The sequence below is a fragment of the Paenibacillus solisilvae genome, from assembly GCF_042656405.1.
Classification (GTDB): domain Bacteria; phylum Bacillota; class Bacilli; order Paenibacillales; family Paenibacillaceae; genus Paenibacillus_Z; species Paenibacillus_Z solisilvae.
On sequence record NZ_JBHSOW010000068.1, the window covers coordinates 1 to 22614 of the forward strand.

22 protein-coding genes are annotated in these 22614 nt (G+C 46.6%); 21 read left to right on the forward strand and 1 reads right to left on the reverse strand.

All coding sequences use genetic code 11. From position 1 onward, the window contains the following. Nucleotides 1-146 precede the first annotated feature (146 nt). On the reverse strand, nucleotides 147-1535 hold the full coding sequence (locus tag ACFPYJ_RS18360; protein WP_379189629.1) for a glycine--tRNA ligase: 1389 nt from the start codon (nucleotides 1533-1535) through the stop codon (nucleotides 147-149). Nucleotides 1536-2321: 786 nt separating this feature from the next. On the opposite strand from ACFPYJ_RS18360, the gene ACFPYJ_RS18365 reads away from it, so the two are divergent. From ACFPYJ_RS18365 to ACFPYJ_RS18465, 21 genes are all read left to right on the forward strand, one after another. After that, a complete protein-coding gene (locus ACFPYJ_RS18365; RefSeq protein WP_379189630.1) occupies nucleotides 2322-3338 on the forward strand; it encodes a Gfo/Idh/MocA family protein in 1017 nt (338 codons plus the stop codon). An 82-nt stretch (nucleotides 3339-3420) separates the two neighbouring features. Then, a complete protein-coding gene (locus tag ACFPYJ_RS18370; RefSeq protein ID WP_379189631.1) occupies nucleotides 3421-4359 on the forward strand; it encodes a phosphotransferase enzyme family protein in 939 nt (312 codons plus the stop codon). 586 nt (nucleotides 4360-4945) lie between these two features. Further along, nucleotides 4946-5530: a TetR/AcrR family transcriptional regulator gene (locus ACFPYJ_RS18375; protein ID WP_379189632.1), complete on the forward strand. Its 585-nt coding sequence runs from the start codon at nucleotides 4946-4948 to the stop codon at nucleotides 5528-5530. Nucleotides 5531-5605: 75 nt separating this feature from the next. Then, a complete protein-coding gene (locus tag ACFPYJ_RS18380) occupies nucleotides 5606-6805 on the forward strand; it encodes an MFS transporter (RefSeq protein ID WP_379189633.1) in 1200 nt (399 codons plus the stop codon). Between the two features lie 378 nt (nucleotides 6806-7183). Further along, the gene (locus tag ACFPYJ_RS18385; protein WP_379189634.1) at nucleotides 7184-7609 is read left to right on the forward strand and encodes a MarR family winged helix-turn-helix transcriptional regulator; all 426 of its coding nucleotides are present in this window, start codon (nucleotides 7184-7186) and stop codon (nucleotides 7607-7609) included. A 337-nt stretch (nucleotides 7610-7946) separates the two neighbouring features. Beyond that, complete coding sequence (locus tag ACFPYJ_RS18390) at nucleotides 7947-8267, forward strand: MarR family winged helix-turn-helix transcriptional regulator (RefSeq protein WP_379189635.1); 321 nt, start codon at nucleotides 7947-7949, stop codon at nucleotides 8265-8267. A 231-nt stretch (nucleotides 8268-8498) separates the two neighbouring features. Further along, nucleotides 8499-9554 carry an LLM class flavin-dependent oxidoreductase gene (locus ACFPYJ_RS18395; protein ID WP_379189636.1) on the forward strand — a complete coding sequence of 352 codons (1056 nt, stop codon included), beginning with the start codon at nucleotides 8499-8501 and terminating at the stop codon, nucleotides 9552-9554. Nucleotides 9555-9569: 15 nt separating this feature from the next. Next, nucleotides 9570-10136, forward strand: a complete 567-nt coding sequence (locus ACFPYJ_RS18400; protein ID WP_379189637.1) for an NADPH-dependent FMN reductase — start codon at nucleotides 9570-9572, stop codon at nucleotides 10134-10136. Between the two features lie 158 nt (nucleotides 10137-10294). Further along, nucleotides 10295-10678, forward strand: a complete 384-nt coding sequence (locus ACFPYJ_RS18405) for a DoxX family protein (RefSeq protein ID WP_379189788.1) — start codon at nucleotides 10295-10297, stop codon at nucleotides 10676-10678. A gap of 176 nt (nucleotides 10679-10854) precedes the next feature. Next, nucleotides 10855-11082, forward strand: coding sequence for a DUF896 domain-containing protein (locus ACFPYJ_RS18410; RefSeq protein WP_379189638.1), 228 nt, complete (start codon nucleotides 10855-10857; stop codon nucleotides 11080-11082). A 282-nt stretch (nucleotides 11083-11364) separates the two neighbouring features. Further along, entirely contained in the window at nucleotides 11365-11529 is a 165-nt protein-coding gene (locus tag ACFPYJ_RS18415; RefSeq protein ID WP_379189639.1) for a hypothetical protein, read from the forward strand. 36 nt (nucleotides 11530-11565) lie between these two features. Beyond that, nucleotides 11566-12882 (forward strand): extracellular solute-binding protein, encoded by a 1317-nt coding sequence (locus ACFPYJ_RS18420; protein WP_379189640.1) that lies wholly within the window; start codon nucleotides 11566-11568, stop codon nucleotides 12880-12882. A gap of 90 nt (nucleotides 12883-12972) precedes the next feature. After that, nucleotides 12973-13848, forward strand: a complete 876-nt coding sequence (locus tag ACFPYJ_RS18425) for a carbohydrate ABC transporter permease (RefSeq protein ID WP_379189641.1) — start codon at nucleotides 12973-12975, stop codon at nucleotides 13846-13848. Then, nucleotides 13845-14687 carry a carbohydrate ABC transporter permease gene (locus tag ACFPYJ_RS18430; RefSeq protein WP_379189642.1) on the forward strand — a complete coding sequence of 281 codons (843 nt, stop codon included), beginning with the start codon at nucleotides 13845-13847 and terminating at the stop codon, nucleotides 14685-14687. The genes ACFPYJ_RS18425 and ACFPYJ_RS18430 overlap by 4 nt, the downstream gene beginning before the upstream one ends. 115 nt (nucleotides 14688-14802) lie before the next feature. Further along, on the forward strand, nucleotides 14803-15666 hold the full coding sequence (locus tag ACFPYJ_RS18435) for a sugar phosphate isomerase/epimerase family protein (protein ID WP_379189644.1): 864 nt from the start codon (nucleotides 14803-14805) through the stop codon (nucleotides 15664-15666). Nucleotides 15667-15673: 7 nt separating this feature from the next. Further along, complete coding sequence (locus ACFPYJ_RS18440) at nucleotides 15674-16840, forward strand: Gfo/Idh/MocA family protein (protein WP_379189645.1); 1167 nt, start codon at nucleotides 15674-15676, stop codon at nucleotides 16838-16840. Between the two features lie 42 nt (nucleotides 16841-16882). Next, nucleotides 16883-17773: an AraC family transcriptional regulator gene (locus tag ACFPYJ_RS18445; RefSeq protein ID WP_379189646.1), complete on the forward strand. Its 891-nt coding sequence runs from the start codon at nucleotides 16883-16885 to the stop codon at nucleotides 17771-17773. Nucleotides 17774-17788: 15 nt separating this feature from the next. Further along, the gene (locus ACFPYJ_RS18450) at nucleotides 17789-18829 is read left to right on the forward strand and encodes a TIM barrel protein (protein ID WP_379189647.1); all 1041 of its coding nucleotides are present in this window, start codon (nucleotides 17789-17791) and stop codon (nucleotides 18827-18829) included. Between the two features lie 208 nt (nucleotides 18830-19037). After that, nucleotides 19038-19940 carry an ABC transporter permease gene (locus ACFPYJ_RS18455; protein WP_379189789.1) on the forward strand — a complete coding sequence of 301 codons (903 nt, stop codon included), beginning with the start codon at nucleotides 19038-19040 and terminating at the stop codon, nucleotides 19938-19940. A 29-nt stretch (nucleotides 19941-19969) separates the two neighbouring features. Next, complete coding sequence (locus tag ACFPYJ_RS18460) at nucleotides 19970-20863, forward strand: carbohydrate ABC transporter permease (RefSeq protein WP_379189648.1); 894 nt, start codon at nucleotides 19970-19972, stop codon at nucleotides 20861-20863. A gap of 97 nt (nucleotides 20864-20960) precedes the next feature. Continuing rightward, the gene (locus ACFPYJ_RS18465) at nucleotides 20961-22589 is read left to right on the forward strand and encodes an extracellular solute-binding protein (protein ID WP_379189649.1); all 1629 of its coding nucleotides are present in this window, start codon (nucleotides 20961-20963) and stop codon (nucleotides 22587-22589) included. Nucleotides 22590-22614: the final 25 nt, after the last annotated feature.

The window sequence follows — 22614 nt, forward strand, 5'->3', positions numbered from 1 at the left end:
TGAAAAAGCTCCCCTTACGATAACAGGTTTTATTATTTCACCTGTCTACCGTAAGGGGAGCATATCAGGACTTTATTTTTCTGTCCCATCTGCCGCTGTTTCTATATTCGAGTAAGTTTAATACTTTTTTTCAAAGAACAGCATTGTTAAAATTTGATCCGCTCAGAGATATATGCCTGCAACTCGCTAATGGGAATCCGAACCTGACTCATCGTGTCACGGTCCCTGACCGTCACCGCCTGATCGGTCACTGAATCGAAATCATACGTGATGCAGAATGGGGTGCCGATCTCGTCATGTCTACGATACCGTTTACCAATCGAGCCGGCATCATCGTAATCCATCGTGAATACCACTGAGAGGTCGGCAAATATTCGCTGCGCGCCTTCAGCCAGCTTCTTGGATAGCGGGAATACGGCAGCCTTTACAGGTGCGAGCGCCGGATGCAGCTTTAGGACAACGCGACTGTCGTCGCCTTCGAGTGCTTCTTCCTCATACGAGTCGATAAGGAAGGCGAGCGTAACGCGGTCCGCGCCTAGCGACGGCTCGATGCAGTACGGGACGTACCGTTCGTTCGTCTCCTGATCAAAGTAGTGAAAGTCTTCCCCTGAGTGATCCATATGCTGCTTCAAATCAAAATCGGTGCGGTCCGCTATGCCCCACAGCTCACCCCAGCCAAACGGGAACCGGTACTCAATGTCCGTCGTCGCATTGCTATAGTGGGATAGTTCATCCTCCGCATGGTCGCGGAGCCGGATATGCGATTCCTTCATGCCGAGCGATAGGAGCCAATCCCGGCAGAAGCTGCGCCAGTACTCGAACCATTGCAGGTCCTCGCCGGGCTTGCAGAAGAACTCAAGCTCCATTTGCTCGAATTCACGAGTTCGGAACGTAAAGTTGCCGGGAGTAATTTCGTTTCGGAAGTTTTTGCCGATCTGGCCGATACCGAAAGGCAGCTTCTTGCGCATCGTACGCTGTACGTTCCTGAAGTTAACGAAAATGCCTTGAGCCGTCTCCGGACGAAGATATATCTGGTTCACGGTGGACTCGGTGACGCCTTGGAACGTTTTGAACATTAGGTTGAACTGGCGGATATCGGTGAAATCGGTGCTGCCGCAATCCGGGCAAACAATGTTGTGCTCCACGATCAACGCCTTCATTTGCTCGAATGACATACCGTCAACGATGAGCTCGATCTGCTTCGCATTTAATACTTCTTCAATGAGCTTGTCAGCGCGGTGTCGTGCTTTGCACTGCTTGCAGTCGATCATTGGATCGTTAAAATTACCGACATGACCAGAAGCGATCCAAGCCTGCGGATTCATCAGGATGGCAGCATCCAGACCGACGTTATATGGCGACTGCTGGATGAATTTTCCCCACCATGCCTTCTTGATATTGTTCTTAAACTCGACTCCGAGGGGGCCATAGTCCCATGTATTGGCCAGACCACCGTAAATCTCAGAACCAGGAAAAATAAAACCGCGATGCTTAGCCAGCGCTACAATTTTCTCCATCGTATCGTTGCTGTTCATTCTCATATCGACTCCCTCTATATAGAAATAAAAAAGCTCCCGCCTCCAGGCATCGATTGACTCGATACCTAGGGACGAGAGCGTAAGCACCCGTGGTTCCACCCTAGTTGACGACAGTTACCCGTCGCCCACTTTGCGAATAGGACTGCTCCGGATTGCCGTTTCCCTGACGCTCCTTACCGGGCTCTCACCATCCCCGGTTCGCTTGAAGTGAGTGTGATCAGGTACTATTGATCCATCGTCGCAGCAATATAAACTAATTTTTATAGTAGTGCAAGTCTGATGGAAAGTCAATCCAGTTCATTTAGCTGAATTCAACCGTTTGGATACTATAGTCTGAGGCTAATGCGTATTGAAAGCGGCCTCGTTACGCAACGGGCAGATTGTTTAATTATAAACGTACTTTCCAAAAAAGTGTGTGGTAAACTATTCGAAGCACGACACTTGAAGGGGATGAAAGAAACTATGGTTTACCCGTCGAGATTAAAAACATCCTACTATTTATTGTTCTTTTCTTGGAAAGTTAATTGGGCTACAAATTTAATTAAACAGAGTGTCTGTGCTTGTATTATTAAAAATGCTAAAGAGAATGGTTGGGATTTTACAAAAGAAAGAATATAGTGAAAGCAAGGTGATTTTTTAAGTTTGGAGGCATACAGATACGCTAACGGGTATTTAGTGCTGTTGATGAAACGAGTGGCATCCGTACCAGCCGGCAGCAGATGAAGTAGGAAAACACTGATTCGTTTGGTTATGCCAGGGGATCATCCAAATGGAGGAGAGCTGATGAGAAAGCTGCGTTGGGGTATTATGGGGTGCGCCCAAATTGCCACAAAGGCGTTTATTCCGTCTGTCCGGGCCTCGGACATTCAGAAGATCGCCGCCGTTGCAAGCCGTGATGAAACAAGAGCTCGGGCGTTTGCGGACGCTCACGGCATACCGGACGCCTACGGCAGCTATATGGAGCTGCTTGCCGATCCGAACATCGATGCGGTCTATATACCTCTACCTAATCATATGCACAAGGAATGGACGATCCACGCCGCTCGGGCAGGCAAACACGTGCTGGTCGAGAAGCCGATGTCGGTGTCGGGGCGTGATGCGGTAGAGATGGTCGAGGCTTGCGAGCAGTTCGGCGTTCACTTTCAGGAGAACATTATGTACCGCTGCCATCCGCGCTACGACCGGGTCAAGGAAATTATCTGTTCTGGCGAGATTGGTACGGTTAGGGCCGTTCACGGTGTCTTTACGTCGGACCGTTCCGCCATGGGTCGCGATATCCGATTCCGTCAGGAGATGGGTGGTGGCAGTCTGTACGACATCGGCTGCTACTTGCTCAGCGCCGCCCGCTATGTGCTGGAGACGGAGCCGGTGGCCACAACGGTGCAGGCGTTTTTTTCACCGGAGCATGATAGCGTTGATATGATGGCCGCCGGCCTCGTCGAATTTCCGGCTGGCGTGGCAATGACGTTCCAGTGCGGCTTATGGGCGGACTTCGCCAATACGCTGGAAATCCGGGGCACGCACGGCACGATACGGCTGCCGTCGGCATTCACGCTGCGCGGCGATCTGAGCCCCGACATTCAGGTCACTGTGAGCGGCGAGATGCGGACGGAGCCGTTCGAGCGCGGCAACCAGCAGTTGTTGCTGCTGAACCGATTCGCGCGGGCGGTGCTTCATGGAGAGTCGGAGACGGTCAGCCCTTGGGACGGCGTACGAACTATAAAAGTAATCGAGGCATGCCTTGCATCCGCGCGCGAACAGAGACGGGTGGCAATCGAACCTCTTAAAGGAGGCGCCTGAGCGGCGTCTCCTTTGTATTTTCCTGGCCAAGCTCAGGTGTTCCAAGAGATGCGCGATTGGGAAAAATGGGGAGGGGTATAGCTTGACTCTCAATCAACAAAAGTTACTCGAAACCGGCGTGCGGATGTTCGGACTTGATCCGAACAACTTACTAAGTCATCATGATTCCGAACACAGCATCATTGCTTCGTACAAAACGGGAGATAGTAGCGTATTCCTGCGGATCACGAGAGACACACATAGTTCGATTGACATCATCCGGGGAGAGATCGACTGGATCGAGTTTCTATCAGGCAAAGGCTTGAGCGTATCCCGGCCTGTTCGCTCCGTCGGGGGACAGTTGGTGGAACAAATAACCGCGGATGATGATACATATACAACTGTTTGCTTTGATGGTGCACCTGGTCGGCGCATATCGGAAGCCGATTACAATATTAAGTTGTTTCGCCTGATGGGGGCCTTCATGGGAAAAATCCATAACGTCACGAAATATTATAAACAAACATCCAGCCGCTTTAAAAGAGCGGATTGGTCCGCAGAAGCGAATCTAATCGCGAACATTGAACTACCAGAGTCCGAAAGGTCAATCATAGAGCGTTACGCTGAATTGCGGGGACATATCGCGAGGCTTTCGAAGTCACGAAACAGCTACGGATTAATTCATGCTGATTTCCATCATGGTAACTTTTGCATGGAGGGGGATACGATCCACTTATATGATTTTGATGCCTGCCGGTATTCTTGGTTCGCAGATGATATTGCCATCGCGGTATTTTTCGCAACGGCGCTTGATCATGTGGATGACGCGAGGGAGAAGTTTCTAGGCAGCTTCCTTGAAGGATATAGCTTGGAAAATGATTTAGAAAAGGGCTGGTTAGAGGAAATCCCAAATTTTATAGCGCTCAGAGAGATTGGACGATATATCAAGCTCTATCGTGCTAGCGGTGGAAGGTTCGAACGGCTTCACCAATGGGGAAGATCCTATATGCAAAATCGCAAAGAACGGATATTGAGACTCTAAAAATGCCATTAATACAACACAATAAACTTCACTTCAATGGTGATACAGAAAAAAAGCAATGACTCAACTAACGGACACTATAATTTCGGGAAAGAATTTCGAGAGCGCATCCCCATGTGCTGCATCCGATAAGAATGTTTAAGGTGAAGGACATCGACGGACACATTAGAAATCGGGTAGCGGCGTCTTCTCTAGGAAATTTCGTATCCACCGAACTCCCCCGGCATACCGCAAGACTGCGAGGAACAATCTTGATGTTAACCTTAACGAAAAATGCAAAAGGGATAACGGATGTGTTGAAAATGTCACGTGTGCCAACCCGTATTTTGCAAAATATAGGGAAGAAAAACGTTTATCGGGTTGTGCCGTGTTGATAGAACGGATATCGACAAAAGAGCTGCTAGAGCGGAAGGTCTCCGACAAGGAGATCTTTTTTTGTGTGTGCGGAATGGTAAGTGAAATCGGCTGTTTGGATCACACTGTACATCATTGAGAGGAGCTGTGGCGAGGCCATCTTCTTCGAAAAAATACTGGACTAATTGTTCCGGAAAATATAAACTGTTCATACAGAGAAGGAGGAGGAACAATGGGACGTACAAAAGAGTTTGACAGGGAACACGTACTGCATAAGGCAATGTTAGTTTTTTGGGAAAAAGGTTATGAATCGACAAGCATACCGGATTTGTTAGAATCAATGGAACTAAGCAGATCAAGTTTGTACGAAACGTTTGTGGACAAACAAACGCTATATGTTGAGGCAATAAACCATTACAAAAAAACGACGCAAAAAAAACGAAATCTCTTGATAAATGCACCGTCTGCGAAAGTTGGAATCCGGCAGTATTTTGATCAGCATGTTACGAATGCATTTGCCGCACGTGATGATGGTTTACCAAACGGATGCTTGATTACAAACGCAACCATTGGTTTGGATTCGCCTGATGAACAACTACAAAAATTGATAAGGGCTAGTTTCGAGGAATTGGAACAGTTATTTTATGAACTTTTAAGTAAAGGGCAGCAGACAGGAGAAATTGACCCTAAGAAAGATATCTATACTTTATCGTACCTATTGCTAAACCTTAATCATAGTATAAACGTGATATCCAAGGTAAAACAGGATAAGAAAATTATATATGACATGATGAACACAGTAATTGAGATGCTGTAAACATATTTTTTTAATATTACTGGACCGAATATTCCAGTATCGACGACATTTATAATAAGTGAGGGAGAGCTTACTATGAGTTCAATCGCAAATCAAAAAATAGAGAAACCTATCTCGGCGTGGATTATACTCATTCTAGCCACCGCTTGCGGTATTATTGTTGCTAATCTCTATTATTCGCAGCCTTTAGTGGGACCAATCAGTTCAGCAATCGGATTATCTTCTGGGGCAGCTGGCCTTATCGTGACACTGACTCAAATTGGTTACGGAATCGGATTATTATTTATCGTACCTTTGGGAGACATACTTGAAAATCGAAAGCTGGTGGTTGTGTTATTGCTCCTCACAGCAGTCGTTTTGATGATTGCTGCGGTTGTCAAAGGTGCTGCGTTATTTCTCACAGCTTCACTCTTTATCGGGGTGGGATCAGTCGCGGCTCAGGTACTCGTACCGTATGCGGCTCATCTTTCGCCAGATGCTACACGCGGCCGCAATGTGGGTAATGTCATGAGTGGATTGTTACTTGGTATCATGCTCGCACGCCCAGTTTCAAGTATTGTGGCGGAGTTTATGGGCTGGCGCGCCATATTCGTCTTATCCGGCGCAGCAATCATTGTGCTCGCTCTTGTATTAGCAAAGGTGCTTCCTGTAAGGAAGCCGTTGACAACTACACCATACCCAACACTTCTGGGTTCCATGCTGCATTTACTCGGAACGACGCCAATCCTGCGACGCAGGGCGATCTATCACGCTTGTGTTTTCGGGACATTTAGTTTGTTCTGGACAACTGTTCCTTTGTTATTGACCGGTCCTACTTTTCATTTTTCCCACAGTGAAGTTGCACTGTTCGCATTGGTTGGTGTATCTGGGGCGGTAGCCGCTCCTGTGGCGGGCCGTCTTGCCGATAGGGGGTGGGTTCGTCCGGCTACAGGATTAGCCTTAGCTTTAGTTATCATTTCTATATTTCTGCCCTTAATGTTCCAAACCGGTTCGACAGCCGCATTAGCAGCTCTGGTAGCTGCGGCCATTCTTTTAGACATGGGAGTTTCGGCAAATCTGGTCCTTGGGCAACGTGTTATTTTCTCATTGGGAGAAGAGTTTCGAAGCCGGCTTAATGGATTATACATGTCCATTTTTTTTGCTGGTGGTGCAATAGGCTCAGCGACAGGAGGATGGGCATACGCCATGGGTGGCTGGAAAGCAGCATTGTTGATTGGGATAGCTTTACCGGTCATTGCGATGATTTATTATGCGACAGAGAAAAAGGAAGTATAAATTATTGAATTAATGAAGGAAAAGATAACCCCATATTCAATAGGGATTATTTGTAAAATGTGTGTATTCCATAATTAGCTTCAAATATTACATGCTACTCGCGTATGTGCTTTAATTAATTATTGAAAATGGTAATATCATGTGGGGGACGTAGCCCAAGCGAAGGCGGGGAGCGTTCTTTTTTATTGAACTCCCATGAAAATTAAATTAGCTCAAAACTAGTAAGAGCCGCCTGTCGACGCTAAAGCAGGCAAGGTATTCCACTAAATCAAAGTAACTGAAAAGTAACAGTTGGATAAGAATCTAACTGTTTTATTGAATGTAAAGGCTGCTTGTTTAGTATAACTGTTGCTATAGCAACATAATGGAGGTGACGATTTGATATTTTCCTTAGACCAAAGTATTATCATTGTTATTCATCAAACAGACTTAACCCTTACCAGTTATATTAAAAACCAATTAGCACCATTTAATCTTGCACCTGAACAAACATTAATTATGATGGTTCTTTGGGAAAAAGATGGCTTTACTCAGATCGAAATTGCAGAAAAACTACTTAAGGATAAAACGAATATTGCGCGTATGGCTCTAAATCTTGAACAAAAAGGTTTCATCCGAAGAATTTCTCCTGAAAACGATCGTCGTTCGTTACTGGTTTATCTAACAGAGGAAGGAAAGCAGCTCCGTCATGAAATCATTTCAATGGCTGAGAAAATTAATGATTTAATCATTAAAGGCATTTCAGATGATGAACTGAATGAAATGAAAAGAATCCTTTCAAAGATATGCAGCAACAGTAAGTAGTTGACATTTTTTCAATATTATTTGTTATAACTTATTATAATGATTTGTGAAGGAAACCTGCTTTTATTCGACGAGCAACCGCCGGATATTGAAAACACCTGTAAGCACGCAGAGTTTAGTTTTTAAAGATTGCTAATATTATTTGACAGCTTAATCATATTAACATACAATGTCGCTATGTATAATTGTTGCTATAGCAACATACTGGAGGCGACGACTTATATTTTCCTTAGACCATTATATTAGTCTTGTTATTCATCAGACAGACTTAACCCTTACCAGTTATATTAAAAACCAATTAGCCCCATTTAATCTTGCACCTGAACAGACTTTAATTATGATGGTTCTCTGGGAAAAAGATGGCCTTACTCAGATCGAAATTGCAGAAAAACTATTTAAGGATAAAACGAACATTGCGCGTATGGCTCTAAATCTTGAACAAAAAGGTTTCATCCGAAGAATTTCTCCTGAAAACGATCGTCGTTCGTTACTGGTTTATCTAACAAAAGAAGGACAGCAGCTCCGCAGCGAAATCATTCCAATGGCTGAGAAAATTAATGATTTATTCATTCAAGGTATCTCAGATGATGAACTGAATGAAATGAAAAGAATCCTTTCAAAGATATGCAGTAACCTTACGGAATCCTTTCGAAGATAAGGAGTAACGGTAAGTAGTTGACGTTTTTTCAATAATATTTATTATAACTTTTTGTAATGATATTTTGTGAAGGAAACTTGTTGTCAAATTGTTGCTATAGCAACATATTGCAAGTACGAGGGACTTCTTTTCCCAAGGATCGTTATACAGAATCAATGAGTGGCTCCAGCTATACGTAAACCGACAAAGAAGCAGTAACCACAAATAGGATAAATAGAAAGGTTGATAAAAATGGAAAAATACCGTATCGATCAAAGTAAGGGATTGGAATTTGGTATTTACACACTAGGTGACCACCTTCCCAATCCACACACTGGACAGCGTATATCTGCTGAGCAACGCATTCATGAAATCATTGAATTAGCTAAATTAGCCGAGCAAGCAGGTATAGATTTTTTTAGCGTAGGCGAAAGCCATCAAGAGTATTTTACAACTCAGGCGCATTCTGTTGTTTTATCTGCCATTGCCCAGGCAACAAACAAAATTAAAATAGGAAGCTCCTCGACCATTATCAGCACGTCAGACCCGGTTCGCGTGTATGAGGATTTCGCGACCATCGATCTGATTTCCAAAGGACGCGCAGAAATTATTGCCGGTCGTGCATCCCGAGTAGGTCTCTTTGATTTATTAGGCTATAATGTTCGTGATTATGAAGAGCTGTTCGAAGAAAAATTTGAACTGTTAGTTAAGCTAAATGAAGAAGAGGTTATCACATGGAAGGGACAGTTTCGTGAGCCCTTAAAAAATGCCAAAGTATATCCTCGCCCCAAAAACGGTTCGATGCCGATCTGGCGCGCGGTAGGCGGACATACCGCAAGCGCCATTAAGGCCGGCCATGCAGGCGTTCCCATGATGCTCGCAACCTTAGGAGGACCAGCTTCCACCTTTAAGTCATCGATCGATGCCTATCGGGAGGCTGCCAAGAGAAGCGGATTCGATCCCGCCGAACTTCCGGTTACTACCGCGGGATGGTTCTATGCCGCCGAATCAACGCAACAGGCGCTTAGCGAGTACTATCCACATATTAACATTGCAAGTGAACTGATTAATGGAAGCAGCTATCCAAAACGGTATTTTGCCCAAGGCGCCGATACGCGAGACGTCATGTTGATTGGAAGTCCAGAGCTAATCATTGAAAAAATGCTCTATCAACATGAGTTGTTTGGTCATCAGCGTTATATCGCACAACTGGATGTTGGCGGTGTTCCATTTGAGAATTTAGCAAAAAATATTGAGCTGATTGGAACGAAAATTTTACCGGAAATACGAAAGCATACAGCAAAATAAGGGAGGCAATTAACCATGAAAATCGTTGGGTTATCGGGTTCAAAAGTGGGGTCAAAAACGCGCACGGCAATGGACTATACAATAAAATCATTTGTTGAAAAATATCCGGAGGCTGAAATAACACTTATAGACTTGGCTGAATATGACGTGCAATTTAGCGATGGGCGCAGTTACTTGGAGTATGAGGGTGATACTTTATTCGTTACAAAAGAAATCATGGAAGCAGATGCCCTAATTATTGGGACGCCTATATTTCAAGCGTCTATTCCAGCGACATTAAAGAACATATTTGACTTGCTGCCGGTCAGCGCTTTTCGCGATAAAATCGTGAGCATGCTTGTAACAGCTGGTACACCAAAGCATTACCTCATGGTTGAACAACAGTTAAAACCGATATTAGCCTATATGAAAGCACAGATTGTTCAAACCTACGTATTTATCGAGGAAAAGGATTTCCATCGCAAAGAAATCGTAAACGATGACGTGCTCTTCCGTATTGAACGTCTAGTTGAGGATACCTATGTGTTAACCGAAACGTATACAAAAATACGAGAAGAAAAAGAAGCTAAATATGATTTTTAAAGCTTGATCGCTCGACTATCAATTTGAGAACTGGGGAGCTGCTACAGAATATTTCACCGCATTTTCACAAAAGTAAGTGCAGGTCAGTATAATAATGACATAAGGTAAGTTACTATAGAAAGATAATAATGGAGAATAGAGAAATGGAGGAAGTACCAATGATTAATCTTGGTTTACTTATGATTCGTTTGGTAATTGGGGTTAGCTTTATGGGGCATGGCTTACAGAAACTCTTCGGTTGGTTTAAGGGATATGGTCCAAAGGAAACCGGAGCAAGGATGGAGTCGTTTGGCTTTAAGCCCGGTGTCATGATAGCGGTCCTTGTAGGATTGGCAGAATTTATTGGCGGGTTATTATTTGCAACCGGATATTTAACCAAGATTGCTACAGCTCTTATAGTAATAACCATGCTTGGGGCGATTAAAGTGCATATGCCAAATGGTTATTGGATTGATAAAGGTGGATTTGAATATCCCTTTGTGCTGGCGGTTGTCACTCTGGCCATTGCTTTTATCGGTCCCGGCGCTTTTTCCATCGGCTAATATGATTGACACCTTAATCATATTAAAATATAAAGTCTCCATGAATAACTGTTGCTATAGCAACAGTTATTCATGGAGGTGACGATTGATTTTCAACTTTATTAGGCGTACCGTTATCTCGTATTAAAATATCTTAAATTTAATATATTTATAATCATATAAAGGAGTGGGTCATTATGATAACCATTTTAAATAAAATTAATGAGCTTTCAAGAAAAGAAAAAGAAATTGGATTAACTGACATTGAAAAAACAGAGCAAGCAAATTTGCGTAAGGAATATCTTCAAATTTTCCGTGGTTCAATAGATAGTTTGCTCCTGAATTCTACAATTATTGATCCGAACGGAGTTGATGTTACTCCTGAAAAATTAAAAAAAGAACAGGCTAAAATAGCTGCAAAATAAATGTGCTGTGAAAACTCCCTTCAGGCATGATTGTAGCAATACAACATCGAAAGCTGCCTTTTATCAGATTTAGAGTTCCAGTTCGATATTGAGTTCAAAAACCGTCAAGCGGCGCAGTAGCGCGGCTTGACGGTTTTTTGTCATTTTCGGTTGGAAGAAAAAGGATTGGGGGAGCAGGCACAGATCGTTGTTTTAGATAAAAAATCGATTTTGTGATCAAAGACTTCAAATCGGAAAAGCATTAGATTAATCATGTAAGCGACAACAAAGGAGTGGACCCGATTGAAAAACCGCAAGATTATATTCGTCAGCCCGCAAAACGTTGAAACCGTAGAAGAAGATTTCAGTCCAGCAGCCCTGCGGCGTCGTCGCGCAAGAAGTGTTGGGCCCGTCTACTTCCGCAAGCATGGAAGAGCTGTTGGCGAGATCCAAGTCGGGATTCGATAAGGCATTCGCAAATTTATAACCTTCGGAGGGGTTCATATGTTTAGTAGAATTAGAAAAATGCAGAAGCTTCTGATCGTTTTGCTTATCGTTTCTATCGGGTTAATCGGATGCGGCAAAAATTCTTCTACCGGCAATGGGGACGGCGAAACTTCCGCGGATAAAATCACGCTGACGATCGGACATTTCGACGTTGACGAGAACGGCGCTATATTCCGGGATGCCTTGGAGGAGTTCCGAAAGGCGCACCCCGAGGTCAATCTCGTCGAAGAAGCGATTCCGCACGATCCTTACCGGGTGAAAATGACGACGTTAGGCGCCTCAGGAGATCTGCCTGACTTGTTCGTGGCGAACGGCTCCATGCTGATCGACTACATTCCGAAGGGATACGTCGGAACGTTCAACGAAGCGTTGGATCAGGACCCGGAATGGAAAAACGGCTTTCTGCCGAACAGCTTCGACGAGTTTACGACCGACGGCAAAATCTTACCGACGGCGATGTTCTCTGTTCATGTCATTTACTATAACAAGGAACTGTTCGACAAAGCGGGCATCGCTTCGTTCCCGCAATCGTGGGAGGAATTTACCGCCGCGATCCACAAACTCAAGGACAGCGGGTTAACCCCGATTGCGATGGGCAACAAGTCGAACGTGCCGGTCGGTTCCGTCTTGTTCGGCACGTTGGCCGACCGCTACACCGGTACGGATTGGTTCAAGGCGATGAAGGAAGGGAAAGCGAAATTTACGGACCCTGAATTCGTAAATGCTTTGAAAGCGCTTCAGGATTTGGCGAAAATGGGCGCGTTCAACCCGGACATTAACAGCATCGACGGCGTTCAGGCGAGCACCTTGTATTATAACAAGCAAGCGGCCATGATTGTGGACGGCGCTTGGGCGGTCAGCAGTATTACCCGCGATGCTCCCGAGGATGTTCAGAAGGCGACTGGACTTGCGATTCTTCCATCCGTTCCGGGAGGAAAGGGCGACCCTCTGTCCGTTGCGGGCGGTTCCGGGTGGTCGTTGGCCTACAATTCGAAGCTGACCGGAGCGAAGAAAGACGCGGCGATCGCGCTGATCAAAAGTGTGTCCGGCCAGGAGTACGGCAGGAAGAAAATCGAAAATAACGGGCAGCCTCCCGTCAAGGTGACGGATTATGACCAATCGAAGCTTTCTCCGATGGCGGTCGATTATTTCAAACTGATGAGCGACAAGAAGTTCTCGCCGATCTACGATATCCAACTTAGTCCGGCTTTGGTCGAAGTGATCTACAAGGGACTTCAGGATCTGCTGATCGGAGGCATTACCCCCGAGGAGCTGTCCAAGAAAATCCAGACCGTAAGGGATACGCAGAAGTAACAACGGCTGCCGGGAGACTAATCGCAATAGAGGCCAGGGGAGCGCCGCTCCCCAAAGCCTCGCTTATCTTTCAGGAAAAGAGTGGATTGTATGAGCAGTAGCCGAATTTTCAAGCTGCAAGCCGGGCCGGCGTTTCGTTATTTGGTTCCTATTTTTTGCGTTTACGCGTTCACCGTTTTGCTGCCGTTGTTGATCTCGATTTATTACAGCGTACACAATGAAGGGGGCACCGAATTCGTCGGGCTGCAAAATTATGTCGCGCTCGCGAAGGACAACGACTTCTGGTTCTCACTTAAAAACAACGTCATCATCACTTTCTTCTGTGTTGTAGGACAGGTCGGGATTGCTTTTCTGATCGCCTCCTTTTTTATGACTAAGCTTCTGAAGCTGGAGGGCCTTCATCGGATCGCGATTTTTTTGCCAGTCGTTCTGGCTCCTATCGTAACCGGCTATTTGTGGTCGCTAATGTACAACTATCGCTTGGGAATGCTCAACTGGCTGCTGGATCTCGTTAACATTCAGCCCGTGTTATGGCTTGACAATCCCAAATATGTGCTGTATTCGGTATCGGTTCCGCTTATCTGGCAATATATCGGTTTGTATTTCATTATTTTTCTGGCGGGGATGCAGAATATATCGAAGGAAGTGCTGGAAGCGAGCGAAATCGACGGAGCCACGTGGTTCAAGAAGACGGCATACGTCATCTTACCTTTGTTGAAAAACGTAATGAGCGTTGCCCTTATCCTCTGTATCACCGGAACGTTGAAAGTGTTCGATCACATTTACGTCATGACGGGCGGAGGACCCGGCCGCAGCTCGATGGTGCTGGCCCAATACGCATACAATAACGCCTTCACGATGAGCCGATTGAGCTATGGAAGCACGATTTCCATCGGCATGCTTATCTTGTGCGCCATTATCGTTCTCGTGATGTCCAGATGGACTGGCGGTGGGGGAGAACGATGAGAAAAAACGCGTCTTTTGCGGTAAAACTGGGTTATGCGGGAACAAACCTGATTGTTTTGCTCTTTTCCTTGTCGGCGCTGTTTCCAATTGTCTGGATGCTGTATACGTCTTTGAAAACGAATAAGGAATTTAGCTTAAGCACGATGTCGCTTCCTTCAAGCCCTACGCTGGTAAATTATACGAACGCATTCAATATCGGAAATATCGGTTCCGCGATTTTCAGCAGCTTGTTCAACACGGTCATTGCGGTGCCGTTGATCATTATTTGCTCATTTATCATCGGCTATTTTTTTTCCAGAATCGAATTCAAAGGCAAAAAGGTCATGATGCTGCTGTTCCTGTCTGGCATGATGATTCCAATTCACGCGCTTCTTGTGCCGCTGTTTGTGCAGTTCAAGTGGATGGGGATGCTGGATAATCGCTTCACGTTGATTCTACCGTACATCGCGTTTCATTTGCCTGTGGCGATTTTCCTGTTTGACAGCTTTATTAAAGGTATATCCAAGGAAATCGAAGAGGCGGCGTATATGGACGGAAGTTCGTTCGATTACACGATGTTCAGAGTCATTTTTCCGGTCTGCCTGCCGATCATGTCGACGGTTGCGATTCTAAGCATTCTCGGCACGTGGAACGAATTTTCGTTCGCTCTTGTGCTGAATAAATCGTCCGAGCTGTTCACCCTTCCGATTTGGCTGACCTTCTTCAGCGGCCAATATACGACGGATTATACCGGCAAAATCGCCGGTCTCGTCATGACCTCTCTGCCGATTATCGTCATGTATTTATTTTTCAGCAACAAGATTATGACCGGCATGACCGCCGGTGCGGTAAAAGGCTGACAAGGATCGTTATTTTGGACAAAAAACAAGTGTTGGCGATAAAGACCAGCCGATGCAGCTGATTTTATACTGAGTTAGGAAAACGAACTTTAATATGCTTAGCGGAGGCTTAATCATGTCCAATTTCAAAGGAAGCATTGCGGTACATGCGATTACGTGGGGAGAAGATCATTTCAAGGCGCTGGAGGAGGCTTCGATGCTCGGCTACCGGGCGATTGAGCCGTGGGCGTCCTTCGTTCTATCCTACGAGGATCGAATGGAGGAATTCAAGGAGATTTTGGCGCGGCACGGTCTTGCGATGACGGCCCTTTACGGCGGAGCTTCCGGAGGGATGAATCGGAGATTCGCGAATCCTGAGGCTCGTCAAGAAATCGTCGATTACAATGTTCGTCTGGCGCGTGTCATCTCCAAGTGCGGAGCCGAGCATTTGGTGTTTGGTCCCGGCGGCCCCCGTCAGAAGCCGACGAGTCTGGAGGAGCTGAAGCAAGCCGCGGTAACGATAAATGAGGCAGCTAAAAGAACGTACGAGCTTGGAGTTAAAGCTTGCCTGCATCCGCATCTGTGGACAGAAGTGCAGGACGAGAACGAACTCGACGAGCTTATGAGCCTATGCGACCCGGAAGTGGTGTTTTTCGCGCCGGATTCGGCTCACTTGACCGGTGCGGGCATGGACCCAGCGGCGATCATTCGGAAATACCGCAATCGGGTCGCCTACGTGCATTTGAAGGATTTGACGTCCAAAGAGGCGACGAAAGAGGATTTCCCGATGCTGCTGGGCAATGAGGCGCTCCCCGTATTTTGCGAGCTTGGACTGGGTTCTATCGATTTCCCGCCGATTATAGAAGCTTTGAACGAAATCGACTATAAGGGCTGGATGACAGTCGAAATCGATCAGTCGACGAGTACCCCGATGCAGAGCTTGCAAACCTGCCGCGATTTTGTCGAGCAGCAGCTGAACATTCCGGTCAAAGGAGCGTGACTCCGTCATGACGGCTAAAAAAAAGGTACGCATCGGCATGGTCGGCTATAAGTTCATGGGTAAAGCGCATAGCCATGCTTATAGGGATTTGCCCTTTTTCTTCGATACGGACGTGGAGCCCGTGCTGCAAACGCTAGTCGGACGGGATCAGAACGCCGTTCGGCTCGCTGCGGAGAAGCTAGGATGGCTGTCCTACGAGACGGATTGGCGCCGCTTGATGGAGAGGGACGATATCGACGTCATCGACATCGGCACCCCGAACGTCTCGCATGCGGAGATCGGCATTGCGGCGGCGAAAGCAGGCAAGCACGTTCTCTGCGAGAAACCGCTCGCGATGAATGCCCTGCAAGCCAAGGAAATGTGGAAAGCGGCGGAGCAAGCGGGCGTCATCCATATGATCTGCCACAATTATCGATTCGTGCCGGCCGTGCAATGGGCGAAGAAGCTCATTCAGGAGGGCGTATTGGGGGATATTTATCATTTTCGCGCCCAATACTTGCAGGATTGGATTATGAATCCCGAGTTCCCGCTCGTGTGGCGCATGAGGAAGGAAGTGACCGGATCGGGGACGTTGGGCGATCTGATGGCACATTCCATCGATCTGGCCAGGTTTTTGGTCGGGGAAATCCGCGAAGTGTCAGGCCTGCTGGAAACATTCATTAAGACGAGGCCCGTCGGCGAAATGTCGGGAGGATTGGAGGCAGCGGCCATCGGCGGCAGCGCAGCCGAGGTGGATGTGGACGATGCGGCTGCCGCGCTGGCAAGATTCGAGAACGGAGCAGTGGGCGTTTTCGAAGCTACTCGCTTCGCAAAAGGGAATCGTAACGGAAACTGCATCGAAATCAACGGCTCGAAGGGCTCGATCCGTTGGGCGATGGGTCAGATGAACACACTTGAACTATACTTGGAGAATGATCCTCTTGGTATTCAGGGCTTTAGATCGATTACCTGTACAGAGGGCGTACACCCATATGCGGGAGCTTATTGGCCGGCGGGGCATCCGATCGGATACGAGCATACGTTTATTAATTTGATGCACGAGTTTATGCGGGGGATTTCCGGAAACGGCGGCAATCCTTCCCCCAGCTTCGAGGACGGGTATCGGAACCAGGTCGTTTTGGAAGCGATCGAGCAATCGGCGACTGCCGGGGCAAAGGTTGCCATTACATATTAGGAAATCTTCGATTGACACGAAGTCAGTCAGGAGGTCAATGCGATGGATGAGTCGTGGATGAACAGCATATCCCCTTTCGTCAGGGCCGTGAGAATTATGAAGTCCAGCTCGTTATCCGGGGAATGGATGGATCACGATCACGTCTTTACGTATATCGAGCAAGGGGAAGCGGTATTTTTCCTGAGCGGCGTAAAGTATGAGGCTCGGGAGGGCGATATTTTGCTTATGCACCCCTTTATGTCCCATATCATCAAATCGACCTCGACCGTCCCATTGATTCAATATATTTTTCACTTTGATCTTTATTACGACGAAGAGCGGAGCTTGCTGAAGCATACGAGCGCGACGGAGCGGATGAGGGAAAAGGTCGTCGATAGGGAAATGAAACTGGCTTCGATCGTCCCTATCTCCCATTTGCAGTTGGCGGACCGGATTGATTTGAAGAAGCGGTTTTTGCTGATGCACAAGGAGTTTTTGGATAAACGGCCCGGAAGCTCTCTGATTATGAAATCGATTTGCCTGGAATTGCTGAACATCTTCTTGAAAAACCAAGCGGATCGCAAGGAAGACGAAGACAAAATGACAAAAGGGTGGGCATTTATCGAAAGAGCGATTAACTATATTCACGAATGCTTTTCCGACCCTCAACTTAACAACGTGTCGATCAGCGAGCATGTCGGGGTGTCCACAAACCATTTGTCTCATTTGTTCAAGAAGCAGCTCGGCATATCGATTCATAAGTACGTGACGCATATTCGGATTGAGCAAGCGAAAAAAAGAATCGTCGACGGCAAGCATACCTTGACCGAAATTGCGGATGAGGTCGGATTTTCCAGCATCCATTTGTTCAGCCGGTTATTCAAATCGGCGGTCGGGATTATGCCCAGCAAGTTCGCTGCGATGCAATCAGCATTAATAAACGAAAATCGATAACGGAGGCAGATAAAGATGGCGAATTTCAAATTTTCGGTCGGCCCATGGAACGTGCATGAAGGAGCGGACGCATTCGGTCCAGAAGTAAGAACTTCAATTTCTTTCGAGCAGAAGCTGGCTAAATTCAAGGAAATCGGGTTTACGGGCATTCAGTTTCACGATGACGACGCGGTGCCGGATATGAACGATTTGTCGGAAAGCCAAATCAAGTCGCGGGCGAGGGAACTGAAGCAGCTCTTAGACTCGCAAGGCTTGGAAGCTGAATTTGTCGCTCCGCGCTTGTGGATGGACGAGAGAACGATCGATGGCGGCTACACTTCCAATTCGGCGGAGGACAGAGAGTTTGCGTTATGGAGGTCGTTGCGGTCCATCGATATCGCAAGAGAGCTCGGTTCCGATCGTCTGGTGCTGTGGCTGGCGAGAGAAGGGACATTGTGCGCGGAGAGCAAGGACCCGGTCGTCAGCCTGCAGCGCTTGCGCGAAGCGGTAAATGCGATGCTGGCCCACGATCCCGGCATTCGCATTCTGATCGAGCCGAAGTCGAACGAACCGATCGACCGCAGCTTCGTTCCGACGGTCGGACACGTACTCGGATTTGCGGCTGGAACCGACGATCCGAGCCGCGTCGGTGCTTTGCTGGAATCCGCGCATGCTGTGCTGGCTGGTCTTGACCCCGCTTTGGAAATGGCTTTCTGCCTGGCACACCGCAAATTATGGGGTGTCCATCTGAACGATCAAAACGGCCTTCGCTACGATCAGGATAAATCGTTCGGCGTCGAAAATTTGCGTTCCGCTTTTAACCAGATCAAAGTGCTTATGGACAGCGGATACGGCAGCAACGGCGAATATATCGGTCTTGACGTGAAGGCGATGAGAACGCAATCCGGTGAACTGTCGTATGCTCATTTGGAAAACAGCTTGAAAATGGTCAAATTGCTAGAGTCCAAGGTTCGACGTTTGGACAAGGGGCTAGTGTCTAGCTATCAGGATTCCCGAAACTATGAAGCACTTGAGATGTATGTCATGGAACTTTTATTGGGCGAAAAGCATGCCTGAGTTTCCAACGGAAGCGGGCAAAGCGTATCGGATCGAATTCCTACGTTTTGATAGCGTGGGAGGACAATTATAATAATTAAATGTAAGTGTTTTCATTTTTGGTTAGACAGCGTGTAGGAGGGGTCTTGTGGAAGCATTTTTGGGGCAAGGCAAGCTCGCGGATGCTCAATTGATTCGCAAAAAAAAAGGCACTGCGGCATGGAATAAGATGAAGCAACAGAAATGGTTGTACCTGATGATCCTTCCGGGTTTTCTCTGTACGTTGGTGCTTTCCTACGGCCCTATGTTCGGACTGTATATGGCCTTCATCAACTATTCGCCGGGTGGGGGACCTTTTTTCCAGCAGTTTTTTAATAGCCCTTTTATCGGGCTGAGATGGTTTGATTATTTTTTTAACAGCGGGGATTTTTATCCCATACTCCGGAACACGCTGGCCCAAAGTACGCTCTCTTTGTTGATCGGTTTTCCGGCCCCGATTATTCTGGCGCTTGCGATCAACGAAGTCAGGCAAGGCTTATTCAAGAAAATGGTTCAAACCGTATCGTATTTGCCCCACTTTATTTCATGGGTCATCGCTGCGAACATCATCGTTACCATGCTTTCCTCTCAGGGGCCACTTAATCAGCTTCTGATGGCACTTCATTTAATAGATAAACCGATTCTCTTTTTAATGAATGGTCATATGTTTTGGTGGATTATTGCCTTCTCCAACACGTGGAAGGACATGGGTTTTAACGCCATCATTTATTTGGCCGCTATTACAAGCATTAACTCGGATCTGTATGAAGCGGCTAGAGTTGATGGCGCCAATCGGTGGAAGCAGATGTTGAATGTAACGCTGCCTGCACTCGTTCCGACCATCACGATTCTATTGATCCTGTCTCTTGGAAACGTAATAAATGCTGGATTCGATCAACAATATCTCCTTCAAAATACAACGGTTCTTGAATATTCCGACGTCATCGATACTTACACCTATCGTTACGGCTTGCAAAACGGCATGTTCTCATATGGGGCAGCCGTGGGGTTGTTTAAGTCAGTTGTAGCCTTTGTGTTGGTCGTATCCGTAAATACGTGGTCCAAAAAGGTAAATCAGCAATCCTTATATTAGTCTAAATCGATTTGTAGGAGGCAACAAATTTGTTGAAAATCAGCGGTACAGGTGAGCGAATCTATACGGCCGGTATTTACCTGATTTTGGTGTTTGTGTTTATCATCACTTTCTATCCGTTCTGGAACATTTTTGTATTATCCCTGAATTCCGCAAGCGATACCATACGCGGGGGGATTGCGTTTTGGCCGCGAGTTTTTAGTTTGGAAAGTTATGTGCAAATCTTGAGTGAAGAGGAAATCATTAATGGACTCAAAGTGACCGTCCTTCGGACGATCGTCGGAGCGCCGCTTACGGTGCTTGTGGTCAGTCTTCTCGCTTATGCGCTAAGCAAGAGGGATTTGGTAGGACGCCGTCCGCTCAGTTTGTTCTTTATTTTTACAATGTATTTCGGAGGCGGACTGATTCCGTATTACATGATTCTGAAAAGCGTCCATCTGATTGATACCTTCAGCGTCTACATTATCCCGAATCTGATGAATGTTTTTTTCGTTATTATCGTTCGGACATTCATGCAGGAACTGCCGGGGGAAGTGGAAGAATCGGCCAGGATGGATGGAGCGAACGATCTGCAAATTTATTGGAGAATCATCATGCCGATCTGTTTGCCCGTACTCGTGACCATCGGTTTGTTTTCTGCGATTAATCAGTGGAATTCATGGTTCGATTCTCACGTATTCACTTATAAACCGGAGTTAAAGACGCTGCAAGCGGTGTTGGTCAAAATATTGAATCAATACCAGACACAAGACTTTACCAGCAGCAGAGATCAAATGGCCGATTCCGTCAAGAGAATGGCCGTATCTCCCGACTCCATACGTATGGCGGCAACAATGGTAGCCACTCTTCCGATCATTTTGATCTATCCGTTTCTTCAGCGGTATTTCGTGAAAGGTTTGACATTGGGCGCTGTCAAAAGTTGAGATTTCATGATTTGCCGGGAGGTGATGTCCATCGGAATGAAAAGGCTTCGGGCACATCGATTTATGGTAAAAATTATGCTAAGGGGGAAATTGTCCAATGTTTTCAATGAAAAAACTGGGATTGGTTATCGCATGTACGATGTTAAGCACTTCGCTGCTTGCAGCATGCAGCGGCGGCAATAAAGAAAAATCAGCGGCAAATACCACGCAAGCTTCTGGCAGCCCGTCAGCCGAAACCGCCGACACCAAAGCCGAGCCGCTGACGATCACGTTCTTCGACAAGAATAAAGGCGATAAATTCGATGATGCGATCGCCAAGGAAATTACAAAGCGGACCGGTGTGAATGTCGAAATTCAACAGCCGACGGGCGATTCGACCGAGAAGCTGAATTTGATGTTGGCTGCTGAAGAATTTCCAGACATCATTATGTTCGATCGAAGCAGCGATATTCTCAATAAGTACATCGCGTCAGGGGCGCTTATTCCTTTGGATGATTTGATAAATCAATACGGACCGGATGTCAAACAAATGTACGGAGACATCCTCAACAAGACGCGGTATACGGACGGCAAAAACTATTTTCTGTCCAACTGGTACGGATTCGCCGAGAATGAGCCGGTATTAGGGTTCAATATGAAGATGGATCTGCTCAAAGAATTGGCTCCCGATAAGGCAGAAGGAGGTGTGCCGTTTACTGCGGATGAATTCGAGCAGCTTCTTAAAGACTTCAAAGCCAAACATCCCGACGTGAATGGGAAGCCGTCAATTGGGTTGACGGCCCAAGGCATCGACGGAATGACGGCAACTTTTAAAGGGATGTATGGCATAAAGACGTATTATGAAGTCGACGGGAAACTTCAGTATGTCGCGCAAGATCCCAAGTACCGTGAAATGTTGCTTTATATCAACAGTCTGTACCGCCAAGGATTGCTCGATCCCGAGTGGGCGCTTGACAAGAGGGAATTGTGGCTGCAAAAAGTGACCAACGGTAACGTTTTTGCTACTACCGGCGCGTACTGGGATCTCGGAGACCCCAACATTGCTTTGAAGAAGGGTGGCGGCGAGGACAAGGAATATTATGCGTATAAGGTCCTGGCTCCCGGCGTGAATGCCGACCAAACCACATACGGCCCCACGAGCTCGTTAGGATGGGATGCCATCGGCATTTCGAAGGCGAACAAACATCCGGAAGAAACGATGAAATTTATTAACTATCTTGCCAGCGATGAAGGCCAAACCCTGTTGATGTGGGGACTTGAAGGCGTACAGTGGGATATGAAAGACGGTAAAAAAGTGCCTAAACCGGAAGTGCTTGCAGCATTCAAAGCGGATTATCCAAACACGGTCAAGGAGACTGGCGTTCGCAAATGGACCTGGTTTATCAAAGGAGGCGTGGCGGATAACGGAGATACTCGTGACATGGTAGCTCGTTATGATCGCAGCGAAGTGGACAAAATGGCGGTTAAAAATTTGGGAGACTCCGGATGGAACACGGACGTCTACGATAATCTTGGTCCTCTGGGAGGCTCGCCTGAAATCCTGATTGACCAGAAAATTAAGGATATTATGAAACAGTTGCAGACGAAGGTGATCAACGCCAAAACGGAAGCAGAAGCAGTGAAGACTTACGATAAGATGCTGGCTGATATGAAGGCGGCAGGAAGCGAAAAAGTCGAAAAAATCATTAACGATAACTATCAAGCAAGGCTGGCTCTTTGGAAATAAGAAATCAGCGCAGGGAACAGCTTGG